This is a genomic window from Candidatus Bathyarchaeota archaeon, from assembly GCA_026014685.1.
Taxonomy (GTDB): Archaea; Thermoproteota; Bathyarchaeia; order Bathyarchaeales; family Bathycorpusculaceae; genus Bathycorpusculum.
Genome location: JAOZHW010000003.1, coordinates 94,046 through 111,354 on the forward strand (window position 1 = coordinate 94,046; position 17,309 = coordinate 111,354).

The following is a 17,309-nucleotide window of genomic DNA, read 5'->3' on the forward strand; positions in this document are numbered from 1 at the left end:
AATACTCTCTAAATGTTATGGTGAAAATGTTATGGATAAACTAAAATTTGCAATACCAAAAGGTTCATTAGAAAAAGCAACGGCGGAATTCTTCTCTAAATCAGGCTTCAAAATCGGCGCTTCAGACCGAACATACCGCCCCAGCATAAACGACCCCCAAATTGAAATGAAAGTTCTGCGTCCCCAAGAAATCCCCGTGTTCGTCAGCGAAGGTCTCCAAGACATAGGCATAACAGGCGAAGATTGGGTGAAAGAAAACCGCGCAGATGTCGAAATCCTCCAAAACCTCGAGTACGGTAAAATCCGTCTCGTCATCGCGGTCCCCAAAAGTGTTCCTGAAGGCACTACACTGGGGCAATTCATGGAGTCCGTTTGGGCGCAGGGCAGAAACTTCCGCGTCAGCACCGAATACCTAAACATCGCCTCAGAATTCCTCAAAAGCACCCCCGAATACCAGAAACGATTCGGCAATAGCGAGCCGATGCTGGTTACGCCTTGGTGGAGAAAAGGCGATAACCCCCGCGCCAAAATCTTCCTCTCATTTGGGGCAACCGAGGCTAAGCCACCAGAAAACAGCGACTGCATCATGGACGTCACCGAAACAGGCACCACAATAGAAGCCAACAACCTCCGCATCATCCAAACAGTCCTCACTTCCTCAGCGGTTCTAATCGCCAACAAAAAAGCCTTGGAAGACCCTGAAAAACGCGAAAAAATCTTCGACATAGTCGCACTCCTCAAAGGCGTCGTGGATGGCTCTAAGCGGATACACATCTTTGTTAACGTCAAAAAAGAAAACCTCCAAAAGCTTCTAACAGAGCTGCCAGCGCTGAAGAACCCGACGATTTCTCCACTCGCAGACGACGCCTGGGTGGGCGTAAATACAGTCATAGAGAAGGACTGCTTCATCGGGTTGCTGCCGAAAATCCGCAAGTTAGCACAGGGCTTGGTGGTGTTTGAACCGCGGCAGGTGTTGGCGCTGGATGAGATTGAACGGAGAAAAGAAGGTCAATGCAAAAAGGCCTCATAAAGGTTTGGGAATCAAAACAGTTACCCTCTGACTGGTTTAAGCGCCAGCAGGTGGACCAAAAAGCCACTGCTGACCTTGAAGCCAACGTCAAAACCATCCTAAACCAAGTTAAAACCGAAGGCGACAAGGCACTCATAGAGTTCGCGCAGAAATTCGACAAAGCCCAACTCACAGCAGCCACGCTCAAAGCCAGCCCCGAAGAAATTAAAGACGCCTACACCCAAGTTACCAAAGAACAAGTCGCCGCCATCGAGTTCATGAAGCAACGCGTAAGCGTCTTCCAAAAGCAACTGCTCGCAAACACCGAAGTGAAAGCCTTCAACGAGGGCATCATGGTTCAAACCGTGCTACGCCCCATCGAAAGCGTCGGCTGCTACGTTCCCGGTGGACAAGCCGCTTACCCAAGCACAGTTGTGATGACTGCCTTGGTAGCCAAGATTGCTGGTGTACCCAGGATTGTTGTCTGTTCGCCTTCTGATGCAGCGGGCAAAGTTAACCCGCTGGTATTGGTTGCCTCAGATATCTGCGGCGTAGATGAGGTCTACAAGGTTGGCGGAGCTCAAGCGATCGCGGCATTGGCGTACGGCACAGAAACTATAGCGCCAGTCCGTAAAATCGTTGGGCCAGGCAGCAAATACGTAACCATGGCCAAAGTTCTCGTATCTCAAGATGTTGCCATCGACATGCCCGCAGGTCCCAGTGAAGTTCTTATCTTAGCCGACCAATATGCCGACGCACGCTTGATCGCCGCTGACATGATCTCGCAAGCTGAGCACGGCACAGACAGCGTCGCCGCCCTGATAACTCCATCAGCGAAACTGGCTCATGAAGTCCAAGACAACCTCTTCAAAATGGCTGCCTCTGCGCCTCGTGCTGAAAAAGTCGTCGATTCCTTATCCAAATACGGCTTCATAATCGTCTGCACAGACATTGACGAAGCAGTAAAACTCACAAACCAATTCGCCGCGGAACACCTTGAAGTCATGGCTAACGACGCTCAGAAACTCTCCGAGAAACTCGTCGCAGGCCTCATCCTCATCGGACCAAACAGCCCCGTCGCACTCAGCGACTACGCAAGCGGAACCAACCATGTGCTTCCCACCGGCGGCTTCGCACAGGCATTCTCAGGTTTATCCGCGATTGATTTCATGCGTCGAGTCAGCATAGCCGAGTGTTCACGTGAGGCACTGGAAAAAGTTAAAGCCCAAATCAAAGTCTTAACTGACACCGAAAACCTCCCCAATCACTACAGAGCCATAGAGGTACGGTTCCAAAAATGAGCGCATCCTACCAAACCTGGTTAAAGCAGAAGCTGGCGAAACTGCAAGCTATAGACTGCTACTCTGCAGGCGTCACGCCCGAAGGTTTAGCGGAGCAACTCGGCGTTGACCTCTCAAAAATCGTCAAACTAAACTTTAACGAAAACCTCTTCGTTGACCGCGCCCGCCAAACCGCGTTGATGAAGGAACTCGCCGAAGAAATCGACTTGCGCATGTACCCCGAAGACGAAGAAGCCAAACTCCGAGACAAACTCACAGACTATATAGGTGTCCCAGCGGATTACTTGGCGATTAGCAATGCAGGTGACGAATTAATCGACCGCATAGTACGCCTCTTCATCGAAAAAGGCGAGGCGGCGGTTTCGTTTGAACCGACGTTTGCGATTCCACGATTGTGCGTGAAGCGCCAAGAAGGCGCATACGTATCGGTACCGTTAAAGGGCGATTTCCAACTTGACGTCGAGGGCATGCTCAAAGCATTTTCGGACAAAACCCGCTTGCTCTATCTCTGCTCACCCAACAATCCCACATCCAACCAAATGAACCCTGACGACGTTGAGAAACTCGTCAAAGCCTTCCCTGGAATCGTCATCCTAGACGAAGCTTATGGCGAATTCGCTGACTACAGCTTTGTACCACGCATTCGAGAGTTCCCGAACATGGTTATTCTGCGGACGTTTTCCAAGGCGTTTGGTTTGGCGATGCTACGGTTGGGTTACGCCGTTGCAAACCCAGAATTAGCAAAAGTGATACGCGAAAAAGCGCCTCTTCCCTATCCAGTTTCTGGCTTCACCATACGCATGGGCATCAAGATGCTCGAAAACATGGAAATAATGCGGAACGCTGTTTCTGCGTTGGTGGCGGAGCGGGGAAAATTCATAAAAGCACTCAATCAAATAGAAGGAGTACAAGCATTCCCCTCCCAAGCAGATTTCGTCCTAATCAACACCAAAAAACCCGCAGAAGAAGTCTACACGGCTCTACTCAAACGGGGCATTATGCTAAAGAAATGGGGTAAACTACTCCAATACGACAACTGCTTCCGCGTCACAGTGGGGTTGCCTGAAATGAACGCCAAACTAATCGAAGCACTAAAACAAATTCAAAGTGACTAAACATGAGGACAGAAGAGGTTTACCGAAAAACCAAAGAAACCGAAGTAAAAGTCAAAGTCAACATAGACGGCGAAGGTAAAGCCCAAGTAGCCACAAACGTGCCGTTTTTAGACCACATGCTCACCTCACTTGCCACACATAGCCTAATCGACATATCCGCTTCCGTTCAGGGCGACTTGGTGCACCACATGGTTGAAGACCTCGCGCTCGGCTTAGGCGAAGCCCTAAACAAAGCGCTAGGCACACGCGAAGGCATAGCCCGCTTCGGCAACGCAGCCGCCCCCATGGACGAATCACTGGCATTCGCTGCTGTTGATTTGGTCAAACGCCCCTACTTCAAAATAGACCTCAAACTCAGAGGCAAAAAAGTAGAAAACATGCCCACCGAAGACATCGTCCACTTCTATGAATCCCTCACACAAACCCTACAAGCAAACGTGCACATCTTTGTTGAATACGGCGGCAACGACCACCACAAAGCAGAAGCCGCCACCAAAGCCTTTGCCCTCTCACTTCGCCAAGCCACCACCATCGACCCCCGACGCAAAGGCGTACCCAGCTCAAAGGGCGTAATCTGATGGCAAACGCAGTCATATTCGACTACGGCGTCGGAAACCTACTGAGCCTCAAAACGGCGCTTGAAAAAGCAGGCTTAACCGCCACCATAGGCACCACCTCCGCGGATTTAGCTAAAGCAGACGCCATCGCCCTGCCCGGTGTCGGAAGCTTCACAGCATCACTGGAAAGACTCGACAAAGTTAAAGACACCCTGCAAACCAAAGTTTCAGAGGGCACTCCGCTTTTAGGCATCTGTTTGGGGATGCAGTTGTTCTTTGAATCCAGCCAGGAAGGCCCAGGCAGCGGTTTATCATTCTTCAAAGGCACCGTCAAACAGTTACCTAGCACAGTCAAGGTGCCTCATATGGGCTGGAACACACTCAACATCACACGCCCCAACGAACTCTTTGACGGCATCGCAGAAGGCACTTATGTCTACTTTGTGCACTCTCTTTACCCCGCCCCCGCAGATCCCGAAATCGTAGTCACAAAAACCGAGTACGGCACAACCTTTACCTCAGCAGTCGCCCAAAAAAACATCTACGGCACCCAATTCCACCCTGAAAAATCAGGAGACGCCGGGTTGGCGATTCTCAAAAACTTTGCTAAAACAGTGGTAAGGTGAATGTTATGCAGCTTATTCCCGCAATTGACCTTATGAGCGGCAAAATCGTTCGCTTAACCCGCGGGGAAGCCGAAACCGCTAAAAGCTACGAAGCCAAATTCGGTACCCCCCTCCAAGCCGCAGAGCGATGGAAAAGTGAGGGCGCAGGCAAACTTCACATCATCGACCTCGACGCCGCATTCAGCATAGGCGACAACCGAGCCGTCATTGCTGAAATCGCAAAAAACGTCTCGCTCCCCATCCAAGTTGGCGGAGGTATTCGAAGCTATGAAACCGCAGAGAAACTTCTCAAAACAGGTATCGCCCAAGTTATACTCGGTTCTTTAGCGTTCAGCAACCCAGAGGTTATCCCGAAAATCCTCAATAGGTTCGGTAGAGACTCCGTCATTGTCGCCTTAGACAACCGGGATGGGCGTATCATGGTGGAGGGTTGGCAAACTGAAACTCCTCTGACCGTAGACGAAGCGCTGGAGAAGTACACGCAACTCGGTGTCCAAACCTTCCTGATAACTTCCATCGCTCAGGATGGCATGCTTAGCGGCCCAGACCTGCAAACCCTCAACGCAGCAACCCTGTTCCCTGAAGCTAAAATCATCGCAGCAGGCGGAATCGGCTCCATCGGAGACCTAACCGCACTAAAACAGATCGGGTGTGAAGGGGCAGTGATCGGGAAAGCCCTATATGAGGGGCGTTTCACGTTAAAAGAAGCCTTAGCAAAGATAGGAGTTTGATAAATGACCTTAGCTAAACGCATAGTGCCCTGCCTCGATGTTGATCACGGCAAAGTTGTAAAGGGCATAAACTTTCTGCAGCTCAAGCACGCAGGTGACCCCGTCGAGATGGCGAAACGCTACAGCGACGAAGGCGCCGACGAACTCGTATTCCTCGACATCACCGCGTCACATGAGAAGCGCGACATCATGCGCCAATACGTGGAAGGTGTCGCCAAGGCTATCAGTATTCCGTTCACTGTCGGAGGAGGAATCCGCAACGTCTCAGATGCACGCCTCGTTCTCTGCAGCGGCGCCGACAAAGTATCGGTTAACACAGCTGCCATCGAAAACCCAAACGTGATAACCGAATTAGCTGACGTTTTCGGACGCCAATGCGTCGTAATCGCCATCGACGCCAAACGCAACCGCAACCCTACTGACGGAAAAATAATGATAGAAACCTCAGAAGGCAAAGTCTGGTTTGAAGTCAACACATACGGCGGCAGAAAACCAACAGGCATAGATGCAGTCGCGTGGGCAATGCAGGCTGAAAAGCTCGGTGCAGGAGAATTCTTGGTAACCTCTATGGATAAGGACGGCACGGAAGACGGCTACGACATCGAACTCACACGCGCCATCTCCGAACGCGTCAACGTTCCAGTCATAGCAAGCGGCGGCGCAGGCATACCCAAACACCTCCTCGACGTATTCACCGAGGGCAAAGCCGACGCGGCACTGGCTGCCTCGATTTTCCACTACAACAAGTACCCTGTTCCTGTTGTGAAAGATTACTTGCGTAAGATGGGGGTGACGATACGACAATGACACCACCCGAACTACTCGCAAAACTCGATTTCAGCAAAGGCAACGGACTCATACCCGTCATAACCCAAGACGCTAAAACCAAAGAAATCCTCATGCAAGCCTACGCCAACAAAGAAGCAGTCGAATTAACCCTGAAAACGGGCAAAGCCACTTACTGGAGCCGCAGCCGAAACGAACTCTGGATAAAAGGTGAAACCAGTGGTCACACACAGAAAATCGTTGCGGTGTACACTGACTGCGACTATGACTCACTGCTCTACGTGGTTGAACAGACTGGACCAGCTTGCCACACAGGCGAATACAGCTGCTTCCACAAAAAACTGCTGTAAACAACTTATTCCGACTTAACTTTTTTATTATTTTTTGAAAAGGCTTAATTCTCCATGAGGCTATTTAATGAATCATGCAAATCCAAGTTGAGAAACTGCCACAACCATTAAAGCGTAAAGGATTGGATAAGAAGCTAGAGGAGATTTGCATACGGAACGATGTTGTTTTTTTGGCAGTTTTCGGGTCATACGTACGAGGCGAGCAGCATAGAGGAAGCGATGTTGACATCGCTATCGAATTCGATCCAAGTAAGCCTAAGAGTCTCTTGGATTTAGTGGGGTTAGAAGATGAATTGAGCGTGGCTTTCAAGCGGAAAGTAGACCTGGGAATTTTCAGAAGTTTAAGCCCTTACATTATTGATGACGTAAAACGAGAGATGATAGTTGTTTATGACAAAAGATGAGGCCTACTTAAAACATATTTTAGACGCCATATCAGCTATAGAGAAGTTTTCCCAAGGGCTCTCTAAAGAGGAATTCTTTGAAAACCAAGAAAAACAATTTGCGGTTCTACGTGCTCTTGAGGTTGTCGGTGAAGCAACCAAGAATTTAAGTAGCGAATTAAAAAATAAATACTCTGAAATGAATTGGCGAAAAATTGCTGGAATGCGCGATAAACTAATTCACGCATATTTTGTCGTTGACTTACTTTTAGTTTGGGACACTATAACGATTGACCTTCCGCGGCTGAAAGCGTTAATTAAAAAGATGCTGGCGGATATCCAGTAGTACGACCGTCTCCATCACACTTTGTAGTGAATGCTTTTAAACGAACTGGCTACACTATTCTATTTGTGGAACAATCATGTCTCTTCATCCCGCCATGCTCTACACTCGCCAAAGCAACGGCAAAGTCAAATGCAACCTCTGTGCACGCCACTGCCTCATAAGCGACGGAGCACCAGGCTTCTGCTTAGTTCGCAAAAACCAAGGCGGCAACCTCTTCACCCTCAACTACGGCAAAGCCGTCTCCGCAGGCGTCGACCCCATCGGCAAAAAACCCCTCACTCACTTCCACCCCGGCGCACTGGTGATGTCGGTTGCGGCTGCTGGCTGCAATTTCCGCTGCCAATTCTGCGACAACTGGATGATAAGCCAAGACCACGAAGTCGCAGGCAAACCCTTCCCCCCCGAAGAAGCAATCAAAGCAGCAAAAAACGCCTTCTGCCAAGGCTTAAGCTACACATACACTGAACCCACCATCTTTATGGAATACGCCTATGACATGGCTAAACTTGCCAAAGAAGCAGGGCTATTCAACACCTTCGTAACCAACGGCTACATGACGCCTGAGGCAGTGAAAACTATCGCGCCTTACTTGGATGCGGCTACTGTGGATTTCAAGGGCGGCGGTGACCCCGACTTTTACCGCTCTGCTATGGGCGTGCCAAACGTGGAGCCCATCTACGAGTCGCTTAAGGAACTCAAACTCCAAGGCGTTCACATAGAACTCACCAACCTTGTCGTGCCCAAATCAGGCGACTCCCCCGAACGCATCCGCGCCCTCGCAAAGTGGATAAAGGACTACTTGGGCGCCGACACCCCGTTTCATCTGCTGCGATTCCACCCCGACTATAAATTAACAACTACTCCCGCGACGAGCGTGCAGGAAATGGAGCAGGCGTATTTGACAGCCAAAAACCAAGGCCTCAACTACGTCTACATCGGAAACGTCCCTGGTCACCCTGCAGAGAACACGGTCTGCCCCAACTGCGATACCGCCGTCATCAAACGCTACAGCTTCGAAATCACCCAGTGGAACCTCACTGCCGACATGAAATGCCCAGTCTGTGGACAAGCCATCCCTATAAAAGGCGAACTACACCAATCCAGCCAAAAATTTCCCTACGCCCTTTTTTAAGCTCAAACAGCCAATAGTAACAGGGTGTAGAAGCACGTCGTCTGATGAGTTGGCACGGGCGAGTTTAGCTAGGTACTTTGCTATTACAGAAAACAAGACGGTAGCCAAGTTTCTGATAGCAAAAAAAGTAGCTGCCGACTTCTCAAACCTCGATTCATTAGCTTCACTGTGGCAGCAACACCAAAAATGCACCCAAGACTTCCTCAACCTCGAGCGGCAACTCGACAACGGCACAACCAGCTTTCTGAGGGCTACACCAGAAAAATCCTACTTAGACCTAAAAATCCAAATAGCCACCGACATCCTCCAACGCTGCCACCTCTGCAGCCGCCAATGCCACATAAACAGGCTGGCTGATCAGTTGGGGTATTGTGGCTGCGGCAACGCTCTGCCTGTTTCCAGCATTTTTGCTCACACTGGCGAGGAACCCGAACTTGTGCCCTCTGGCACGGTGTTCACGATGGGCTGCACAATTCGTTGCCGTCACTGTCAAAACTGGGAGATTTCACAGTGGAAAGAAACCCCCATCGAATACACGCCTAAAGAACTCGCAGAAGAAATCGAAACCCTGCATTCAAAGGGTTGCCGAAACATCAACTTGGTCGGTGGAGAACCGACCCCGTGGCTGAAGCATTGGCTAAACACATTCACTTACGTCAACGAAAACGTGCCCGTAGTCTGGAATTCTAACGCTTACTACAGCCCCCAAACCGCACAGTTGCTGGCGGGGTTCGCAGATGTTTACCTACTGGATTTCAAGTATGGCCCAGGTAATTGCGCTGAACGCATATCTGACGCTCCAAACTACTGGCAAGTCTGCACACGCAACCATCTTGAAGCCAAAAAGTACGGTGAACTCTTGGTGCGGGTGCTGGTTTTGCCTGGTCATTTGGAGTGCTGCACTAAGCCGATACTGCAGTGGATCGCCAAAAACTTGGGTGCTGGTACACGGGTTAATTTGATGTTTCAGTATCGTCCTGAGTGGCGGGCAGATGAATTGCCAGAATTAAGGCGCAGGCTTACCAAAGCGGAGATGGATTTGGCGTTGCAGTTGGCTAAAGAGGCTGGCTTAAAGAACTTGGTCAACTAGACGCGGTCAAGTCTTATTAAGCCAAACCTAAAACTGCATCAGTGAAAACAATGACAAAGTACCGTGCATTAGCCGTTGCAGCCAGCTACTGGAAACCCAACGACAACTACCTTGACAGGATAGCTGAGGCGCTTGAGGGTAGAATTCTCGACGGAGACTTCGTGGTGGTTTCAGAAAAAGCTATAGCCATAGCTACTGGAACCATAATCGACGAAAGCGCTATAAAGGCTAGTGTCCATTCCAAATTCCTTGCCCATTTCTGGATGCGAACGATATGGGGCTGGTGCCTCGGCTACCTCTGTGGCTTTGGATTGCGGCTGATTCAACGGTTGCGCGAGTATCCATTGGAGTCGGGGACCAGGCACAAACAGTTGGCGCTTGAGCGGGCGGGGTTGCTGCAGGCACTTCTCTTCGGTTCAGAAGGCGGAATCGACGGCTCGAACTTGGCTTTTTCTTATGTGAGTTTGCCCCTAAAAGGCGCGGATGCTTATGCACAGCGCATTCAGAGACAAATCCGAGAAGTCCTCGGCAAAACCGTCTGTGTAGTCATCGCAGACACCGATAAAACGTACCGTTTCCGCAACTTCTACATTACACCACGCCCAAACCCGATGCGGGGAATTCATTCTTTTGGCGGAGTCTTCACATATGTTTTGGGCAGGATGCTGAGGCTTAAACGGAGTTCAACGCCTCTTGCTGTGGCGGGCTGTGAATTGTCTGCTGGTCAGGCGTTAACAATCACCAACATCGCTGACCGAGCTCGGGGGCCAGGTTCGGGTGCGACGGTGTGGGATATGGCGTCGCGGTTCCACGTTAACGTTGACTCAGTGAGTTGGGAGATGCTGGATCGCGTGGTCCATACGCCCTTGGTGATTGTAAGAAAAGTTCTGCACTACACATAAATGCTTGAAAACCTTAACCAAAATAACAGAAAACCCGTTTTCTGGAGAGCAAGACATAAAAATTGGCTTGCAAGCTCTATGCGGAAATACGATGGGATAAACTATGGAAGAAGCACTTCAAAAGATGGATGCATTCTTTAATCCACGCTCAGTCGCAGTCATCGGCGCAACCAAAAAGTCCGACAAAGCAGGGAACGTTATCTTTAAAAACTTAGCTATAAACAAGCAGCGCGGCGTTCTCAAAGCGGAACTCTATCCTGTTAATCCAGGTGAAGAATCTATCTTGGGTTTTAAATGCTACAAGACGCTAAGCAGTGTCCCCGGCGAAGTGGATTTGATGGTTGTTATCGTTCCCGCCAAGATTGTCCCATCAGTAATGGAAGAAGCTGTTAACAAAAAAGTTAAGACCGCAATCATAATCACCGCGGGCTTCAAGGAAGTCGGTAACAAAGAACTTGAAGACCAAGTCATATCCATCGCAGCCAAAGGCGGTATCCGAATTTTGGGCCCCAACTGCCTCGGGGTTTACTACTCTAAAACAGGAATCGACACCCTGTTTCTGCCTGAAACAAAGACACTTACCACAGGCGAAGATGTGGTTGCCACACCCCGTCCTCTTCCCGGATGCATAGCTATGATAACTCAGAGTGGCGCTTTCGGTGTAGCCGCACTCGACTACCTTACTGGTCGCCAGATGGGTGTATCGAAATTCGTTTCTTTCGGTAACAAGAGTGATGTCTCTGAATCTGACATACTCAACTACCTCATGTATGACAAGGAAACCAAAGTCATCCTCGTCTACCTTGAAGACGTCAAAAATGGCCGCGACTTCATAAAGATCGCTAAAAAAGTCACTCTCAAAAAACCCGTTGTCGTCATCAAGTCCGGTCGCAGCAGTGCAGGTGCACGGGCCGCAGCTAGCCACACAGGCGCCATTGCAGGCAGTGATAAAGTCTACGACGCCGCCTTCGAGCAAAGCGGAGTAATTCGTGCACATAACATGGAAGACTTCTTTGACATCGGCAAAGCGCTTGCCATGCAGCCTCCAGCTATGGGCAAAAACATCGGTATTTTAACTGACGCAGGTGGACCCGGAGTCATGACCGTCGATGAATTGGAAACTCTGGGCTTAACTGTGGAGCACTTCACCGAAGAGACAGAGGCGAAGTTTGAGGAACTTAAAAAGAAGGGAGCTATCCTCCAAATCGCCGCAACTCACAACCCCGTTGACTTAACGGGTTCAGTGACTGACGAGCAGTTTGTGACTTCAGCTGACATTATGTTCCAAGACCCAAACATACACGGCATCATCCTCTTAGGTTTACATCATATGCCAGGCTTACGCGAAAAATACATTGACGGCATCGTAGAAGTAGCCAAAAAATACCAAAAACCCCTCGTAATGTGCGACATAGGCGAAACAGAAATGGCGCTCTATACTCGCAGTCGCTTTGACCGCCTCTGTGTGCCTTCGTTTGGTTCACCTGAGGATGCAGCCTGCGCTATGGCTTCTCTGGTTCACTACGGTGAATACCTCAAACGGAACGGCGCATTTGAAGACTACCTTGCTAACTACAAAAAATCCTGCAACGCAACTAAAGCTAAAAAGTAACCGTTAAGGTCACCATTGAGCCATCCGCAAGCCCCAGTTTTCCACGGAGATAGACTGGCGAGATAATTTCTAGCACGTCATCTGGGTATTTGGGGATTTGTGGAATTATTATGGCACATTCAATTGTGCCGATGACTGCCTTGTATAGGTTGCCTGGGCAGTAGCCTTTTTCTGGTTCAATAACGAATTGAGCAGAACCTTGTAGCTGTTTTCTTTTTTCCGCCATCTCCTTTGATAAGCGTAGATTTAAGGTGCCTGAGTATGGGGTGAAGCCCACTTTGCGCTGGATTTGCCGCCTAACCCAAGTTAATTCTAAAAACTTTTTTCCTTCACGTTTGCCAGAGAAGACTGTACCCTCAAAAATCAGATGCGGCACGCCGCTCACTGCTGTGCTTTTAGCCAGTGTGCTACTGACTTTAGAATTGGGTCAGCGGAGATGTCTACGACTGGCACGATCATTTTTTCTTTGGTTTCGATTGTTTGCATATAACGAGGCATCATGGCGTAGCCCACGTATGTCCAGTAGACTTTGCGTTTTTCTAACAGTTCTTTAGCAACAGCGATGTTAGATGCTGTTAAGGGGAAATAGAGGAACACTACGCCGTCAACCCAGTAGAGCCCTGCTAATTTGCCGCCTGCTATGACTGAGGTGAAGCGGGCGATTTCTTCGGGGCTTCCGAAGCGGGTTTTCTCCATGATTACGATTTCGCGGAATGGCTCATAAGAAACTGTTACGTCATGCTTACCAGACAAACACTTATCCATCCAAAGCTACCCCTAACAGTGTCAGCGGTAACTTATTTAATTTTGCCACAAGCCGAGCTGAAGTTGTTCTCTTTGAGGACAATTTTTTTCGGGGGTAGATATGTGGGGTTAGGTTTGATTCAGCTTTTTCTATTGATGTTTTTCCGGTTTACTATTAGAATCCTAAAAATGCTTTTTTTGTGCGCAATTGGTATTTATAGCCAGATACAGCATAGAATTCAGAATTCTATCCGATGGGGTGAAGGCACACACGTTAACTGAAGCATGCGCACAAACAATTCTGTCAACTCTAAAAGACACTTTGAGTTTTCCCCATCTCGTCAAAGCTAGCGCCGACCCATTCGAAACGCTGGTTGTTACGATTATTTCACAGAACACCGCTGACACCAACACAGAGCGAGCTTTCAAAAAACTTGCCACGCACTTCAAAATAACCCCCCAAGAGTTGGCTAGCGCAGAATTAAACGAGATTGAAGAATGTATTCGCATCGGTGGACTCTACCAGAACAAAGCCAGAACCATCCAAACTGCCTCAAAAATCATTCTTGAAAAATTCGGTGGTACCCTAAAACCCATCTCGTTGTTGCCAGTTGAGGAGGCGCGAAAGGCTTTGATGGAAATTCCAGGTGTGGGCCCCAAAACGGCTGATGTGGTTTTGTTGTTTTCTTTGGGTAAGCCAACGATTCCTGTGGATACCCATGTTAATCGCGTGTCGAGGCGTCTGGGGTTGGCGCCATGTGAAGGCGGCTACGAAGATGTGCGGCTGAGCCTACAGTCGTTTTTCAAACCCAAAGATTACCTCTCAGTGCATTTACTGTTGATTTCGCATGGCAGAAAAACCTGCAAAGCACGCAACCCCCACTGCAACGCCTGCCCAGTTAACACCTACTGCCCATCTAAGGGGGTTACCGCATGAGTAAACAACCCTGCAAGTTGCCTGCAGAAGTCCTCGAATACTTTCCCTACAGCAACGCGCGCCCGCATCAAGATGAATTCATAGCAACCGTTAACCAAGCCGTAAATGAACGCAAAAGTGTCTTAATCGAGGGTAGTAACGGTTTGGGCAAAACCATCTCGGCGCTCTCTGCGTGTTTGCCTGTGGCGATGAAGAAAAACCTCAAAATCCTCTACGTCGCACGCACACACCGCCAACACGACCGAGTTATCGACGAGTTAAGGATGATTTACAAGCAGCGGCCAGTTACAGGCGTCAGCATCCGCGGACGAAACGAAATGTGCCTAAACGTCTTCGCCGCCAAAGGCGCTTTCGACTCTAAATCGCTTATGGAAGTATGCGAGCTTCTCAAAGCTAAAGGCAGATGCCCCTACTACCGAAACGTGGAAAACCGCTCCTACGAGTACCTCTCTCTTCAGCAGCAAGTTGCCAGTCGTCCGTATATGGGTTCAGAAATTCTTCGAGTGTGCAAGAAAAAAGAGATATGCCCCTACGAACTCGTCAAAGGCGCTGTGCATGACGCGCGGGTAATTGCGTTGAGTTACCTCTATGTTTTCGATCCACAAATTCGCACGGCGTTCCTGAAGAATTTGGAGACGGAACTGCAGAAAATCATACTCGTTGTAGATGAAGCCCACAATCTGCCAGAAACCGCTGTTGACATCTCCAGTAGTCAACTTACCCTTTTCATATTGCGGCAGGCAGAGATGGAGGCAGAGCGCTTCGGTTACAAGGATATCGAAGAATTTACCCATTTCTTCCGCGGCGAATTAGACAAACTGACAGACAAAATAAGCAAAGAAGAAATCATCTCACCCACTCGCATACTTGAAATTATAGAGAAGCAGGGCGGCATAGCTAAACCACGTGATTTTTTCATCCACATGCATGAAGCAGGCGTCGCAATCAAAAAGGCGCTGTTGGCAGAGGGCAAAAACCCCCGCAGCTACGTCAACGCCACAGCCGACTTCTTCAGCAAATGGCTAGACACCATAAACGACAATTCGTACATCAATGTTGCCAGCAAATACTTCAACAAGGAAGGCAACAAAACCGCTAAACTCGAAATCGTCGCTTTAGACCCAGCTAAAATCACTGAACCAGTCTTCTCATCGACATACGCAAACGTGATTATGTCGGGGACTCTTCAGCCATTGGAAGCCTATGCACAAATCACTCGTCTTCCTGAAAGTACCGTGCAGTTCCTTGCGCCTTCGCCGTTTCCCAAAGAACATGTCTTTTCAGCTGTTAGCCTCGGTGTAACCACGTCGATGGAGAAACGGACTCCCAAGATGTACCAGACGATGATTGACCGCATAAACGAAGTTGTCAACAGCACACCCACCAACACAGGCATATTCGCCGCCAGTTTCCAAGTCTTAAACGCGCTTCTCTCAGAAGGCTTAGAACAGCAGCTTCTAAAACCGCTCTACTACGAAAAAAGCGGCATGACCTCAAAAGTCAACGAGAAACTGGTACATGACTTCAAAGCATGCGGCGATAAGGGCGGCGCAGTTTTTCTCGGTGTGCAGGGCGGCAGGACTTCGGAGGGGGTAGATTTCCCGGGTAATCAGATGAATTCGGTGGTTATTGTGGGTGTGCCTTACGCTGAGCCAACTCCCAGAGTTAGGGCTCAAATTGATTATTATGAGGATAGGTTTCCTGGTCGAGGTCGAGAATACGGCTACATTTTGCCTGCTATGAAAAAAGCTTGTCAAGCCGCTGGCAGACCAATACGCACATTAGACGATAAGGGCGCTATAGTGTTTCTTGATTTCCGTTACGCCACCGCTTACTGCAAGAGTTTCATACCTTCATGGGTTACTAACGGCATGAAAATACTGCCTGACAAACCTGGAGTCTTAGCCCAAGAAATCCGAGACTTCTTCAGTAATCAGTCTTCAACTTCTTGAAGTTTCTCGTTCAAGTGAACTTTACCAAAAACAAGCCTAAAAGGCTTCGACCTAACAGCAGTCTGAATTTTAAGCACTTTCCTCTCCGAGTTAACTGCTCGTAAGACGCCGATGCCTAAGAATCTGGTTCCTCGTCCATATAAGCCGACAAGTAACCCCCTCTCTGGTTTCTGCTCTTTTGGAACGCCGTTTCGGGGTTCGAGGTTGATTTGGCTGATGGGTATGCAGTGGAGTTTAGATTTTTTGAGGTATTTGGCGTACGTCATTTCGCGTAGTAGTTTGCGTTTTTCGGGGGTGCGCTGGTTCACTGCTGGAGATGGTTCAACCATCATTAATCCGCCGCCGCCCAAATACGACATTAACTCTTCCAGTTCATCCCCCATTTGGACCCCAACGGCCACATCAGGTTTAAGCTCCTTAATGATAGACAACTTGTACCTGATAGCTGCCTCACCACTGACAAACCCATCCGTGTTAACCAAAATGTAATCAGCTTGTTTGGCGGTTGCCTCAGCCATCATACAATTTAGTGCCTTGATTGTTTGCGTTGCTGCCTTAACAGGAGATGTGGCGCCGACGAAACAACCATTCAAAAAGCGCAGATTGTAGAGTTCCGTTACAGGTGCAGAAGCCGCCGAGAAGCCAACGCAAGCTGAGGGGCCAATGTCCGATTGCCCTAAATCTCCATCGATGACTGCGACGGAGCGTTTGGCTTCCACCAGTTTGTTTACCATGTAGGTGCAGAAGCTGCTTTTACCCACATCACAGGCACCTAAAACGATTATAACTACAGGTTTTTTCTCCAAACCAAGGACCGTTTGGACAGGTTTGCTCCAAGATGTAGGAACAGTGCAGCCTTCCACCTCTTGAACCGCTGCGTTTGCACCTAGCAGCACGTTAAAAACTGCGGTTTCGACAGTGTAGAAGGGTTGACGTTTGCCTTCCCGAACAAGAACCCTTTGCTCTGTTTTTAGTGGGTAGCCAAGCACTTCCGCTTTTCCTGCGACTAACTGAACCGATGCGGGGCCATCCACGAGTAGGGTTCTATTGGGTTGTACTGTTCGATGCAATCGTCTTCCTCCTTGTATATTTAGGGCCGTTTCTTCCAGCTATACGGATAGCGGAAGATATATGCCTAATCTTTCTGCTGTGCACCTTCTGAGGGCGATTGGTTCCCGCTTCACTCACCACTTCCAGCGTCACCTGCGCTGGCAGGGAATAATCTAGGTCTTCAAGCAGTTCTCTGTAGATGGGAACGCCGTTTCCAATCTTTACCACAGCGCTGGTTGCATCGAAGTTTACTGTTTTCAGCACTTTAAGGATGCTGCAGGTCAATTCATGGCTGCTGTAGCAGTTGCTTTCTTCGATTACTTTTCCATCTGCCAAAACAGCCAGCCCGATGGCTTCGCCAGGATCAATTCCAACCACCATTTTCTCGTAGGTTTCTTTACCTAACAGGAGCTTTTTGACTTCGATGATTAGGCTTTCAAGTTGTTCTTCGCCTTGGAAGACGAGGATTTTCTCGTAATTGACTTTGCTTTTTTCTTTTTCAGTTGTTATGACAACTTTGACTTTGGTGGGCATGGGTTCGCCTGGCATTAAACTCACAAAGCCTATGCCTTGTTCACGCAGTGCGTTGACTAATAGAAAGTAAGCCCTGCCCTGAACTGTTGCCACCGCAACCTTTTCCTTCATAAACCATCCTTAAAGAGTATACGTTTAAGTGCAAAACACAA

The 17,309-nt window shown here is 49.0% G+C and carries 20 protein-coding genes; 16 read left to right on the forward strand and 4 right to left on the reverse strand.

Annotation, left to right across the window (positions count from 1 at the left end; all coding sequences use genetic code 11):
• Positions 1-31 precede the first annotated feature (31 nt).
• The 14 genes from hisG to NWE96_01785 all read left to right on the forward strand — a co-directional run bounded on the left by hisG (position 32) and on the right by NWE96_01785 (position 11,940).
• Complete coding sequence (hisG, locus tag NWE96_01720; GenBank protein ID MCW3982695.1) at positions 32-1,030, forward strand: ATP phosphoribosyltransferase; 999 nt, start codon at positions 32-34, stop codon at positions 1,028-1,030.
• Positions 1,012-2,310 (forward strand): histidinol dehydrogenase, encoded by a 1,299-nt coding sequence (hisD, locus tag NWE96_01725; protein MCW3982696.1) that lies wholly within the window; start codon positions 1,012-1,014, stop codon positions 2,308-2,310. The genes hisG and hisD overlap by 19 nt, the downstream gene beginning before the upstream one ends.
• Positions 2,307-3,425 carry a histidinol-phosphate transaminase gene (gene hisC, locus NWE96_01730; GenBank protein ID MCW3982697.1) on the forward strand — a complete coding sequence of 373 codons (1,119 nt, stop codon included), beginning with the start codon at positions 2,307-2,309 and terminating at the stop codon, positions 3,423-3,425. The genes hisD and hisC overlap by 4 nt, the downstream gene beginning before the upstream one ends.
• Before the next feature lie 2 nt (positions 3,426-3,427).
• A complete protein-coding gene (gene hisB, locus NWE96_01735; protein ID MCW3982698.1) occupies positions 3,428-4,003 on the forward strand; it encodes an imidazoleglycerol-phosphate dehydratase HisB in 576 nt (191 codons plus the stop codon).
• On the forward strand, positions 4,003-4,608 hold the full coding sequence (gene hisH, locus NWE96_01740; protein ID MCW3982699.1) for an imidazole glycerol phosphate synthase subunit HisH: 606 nt from the start codon (positions 4,003-4,005) through the stop codon (positions 4,606-4,608). Before hisB ends, hisH begins: the two co-directional genes overlap by 1 nt.
• Before the next feature lie 5 nt (positions 4,609-4,613).
• Entirely contained in the window at positions 4,614-5,339 is a 726-nt protein-coding gene (gene hisA, locus NWE96_01745; GenBank protein MCW3982700.1) for a 1-(5-phosphoribosyl)-5-[(5-phosphoribosylamino)methylideneamino]imidazole-4-carboxamide isomerase, read from the forward strand.
• A gap of 3 nt (positions 5,340-5,342) precedes the next feature.
• A complete protein-coding gene (hisF, locus tag NWE96_01750; GenBank protein MCW3982701.1) occupies positions 5,343-6,146 on the forward strand; it encodes an imidazole glycerol phosphate synthase subunit HisF in 804 nt (267 codons plus the stop codon).
• Positions 6,143-6,475, forward strand: a complete 333-nt coding sequence (hisI, locus tag NWE96_01755; protein MCW3982702.1) for a phosphoribosyl-AMP cyclohydrolase — start codon at positions 6,143-6,145, stop codon at positions 6,473-6,475. The genes hisF and hisI overlap by 4 nt, the downstream gene beginning before the upstream one ends.
• Positions 6,476-6,549: 74 nt before the next feature.
• Positions 6,550-6,879, forward strand: coding sequence for a nucleotidyltransferase family protein (locus NWE96_01760; protein MCW3982703.1), 330 nt, complete (start codon positions 6,550-6,552; stop codon positions 6,877-6,879).
• Positions 6,866-7,204, forward strand: a complete 339-nt coding sequence (locus tag NWE96_01765; protein MCW3982704.1) for a DUF86 domain-containing protein — start codon at positions 6,866-6,868, stop codon at positions 7,202-7,204. Before NWE96_01760 ends, NWE96_01765 begins: the two co-directional genes overlap by 14 nt.
• Before the next feature lie 76 nt (positions 7,205-7,280).
• Positions 7,281-8,336 (forward strand): AmmeMemoRadiSam system radical SAM enzyme, encoded by a 1,056-nt coding sequence (amrS, locus tag NWE96_01770; protein MCW3982705.1) that lies wholly within the window; start codon positions 7,281-7,283, stop codon positions 8,334-8,336.
• 49 nt (positions 8,337-8,385) lie between these two features.
• Positions 8,386-9,426, forward strand: coding sequence for a radical SAM protein (locus tag NWE96_01775; GenBank protein ID MCW3982706.1), 1,041 nt, complete (start codon positions 8,386-8,388; stop codon positions 9,424-9,426).
• 50 nt (positions 9,427-9,476) lie between these two features.
• A complete protein-coding gene (locus tag NWE96_01780) occupies positions 9,477-10,328 on the forward strand; it encodes a coenzyme F420-0:L-glutamate ligase (protein MCW3982707.1) in 852 nt (283 codons plus the stop codon).
• Between the two features lie 103 nt (positions 10,329-10,431).
• Entirely contained in the window at positions 10,432-11,940 is a 1,509-nt protein-coding gene (locus NWE96_01785) for a CoA-binding protein (GenBank protein MCW3982708.1), read from the forward strand.
• Here NWE96_01785 and NWE96_01790 read toward each other — a convergent pair.
• Both NWE96_01790 and NWE96_01795 read right to left on the reverse strand, forming a co-directional pair.
• Entirely contained in the window at positions 11,930-12,325 is a 396-nt protein-coding gene (locus NWE96_01790) for a CTP-dependent riboflavin kinase (protein ID MCW3982709.1), read from the reverse strand. The genes NWE96_01785 and NWE96_01790 overlap by 11 nt on opposite strands.
• Positions 12,322-12,693, reverse strand: coding sequence for a hypothetical protein (locus NWE96_01795; GenBank protein ID MCW3982710.1), 372 nt, complete (start codon positions 12,691-12,693; stop codon positions 12,322-12,324). The genes NWE96_01790 and NWE96_01795 overlap by 4 nt, the downstream gene beginning before the upstream one ends.
• A 199-nt stretch (positions 12,694-12,892) precedes the next feature.
• Between NWE96_01795 and NWE96_01800 the strand changes: the two genes are divergently transcribed.
• Together NWE96_01800 and NWE96_01805 are read left to right on the forward strand one after the other, a co-directional pair.
• Positions 12,893-13,621 (forward strand): endonuclease III, encoded by a 729-nt coding sequence (locus NWE96_01800; protein ID MCW3982711.1) that lies wholly within the window; start codon positions 12,893-12,895, stop codon positions 13,619-13,621.
• Positions 13,618-15,573 carry a DEAD/DEAH box helicase family protein gene (locus tag NWE96_01805; GenBank protein ID MCW3982712.1) on the forward strand — a complete coding sequence of 652 codons (1,956 nt, stop codon included), beginning with the start codon at positions 13,618-13,620 and terminating at the stop codon, positions 15,571-15,573. The genes NWE96_01800 and NWE96_01805 overlap by 4 nt, the downstream gene beginning before the upstream one ends.
• Here the strand turns inward: NWE96_01805 and NWE96_01810 are convergent.
• Positions 15,555-16,643, reverse strand: a complete 1,089-nt coding sequence (locus tag NWE96_01810; protein ID MCW3982713.1) for a Clp1/GlmU family protein — start codon at positions 16,641-16,643, stop codon at positions 15,555-15,557. The genes NWE96_01805 and NWE96_01810 overlap by 19 nt on opposite strands.
• A complete protein-coding gene (locus NWE96_01815; protein MCW3982714.1) occupies positions 16,618-17,268 on the reverse strand; it encodes a hypothetical protein in 651 nt (216 codons plus the stop codon). The genes NWE96_01810 and NWE96_01815 overlap by 26 nt, the downstream gene beginning before the upstream one ends.
• Positions 17,269-17,309 lie beyond the last annotated feature (41 nt).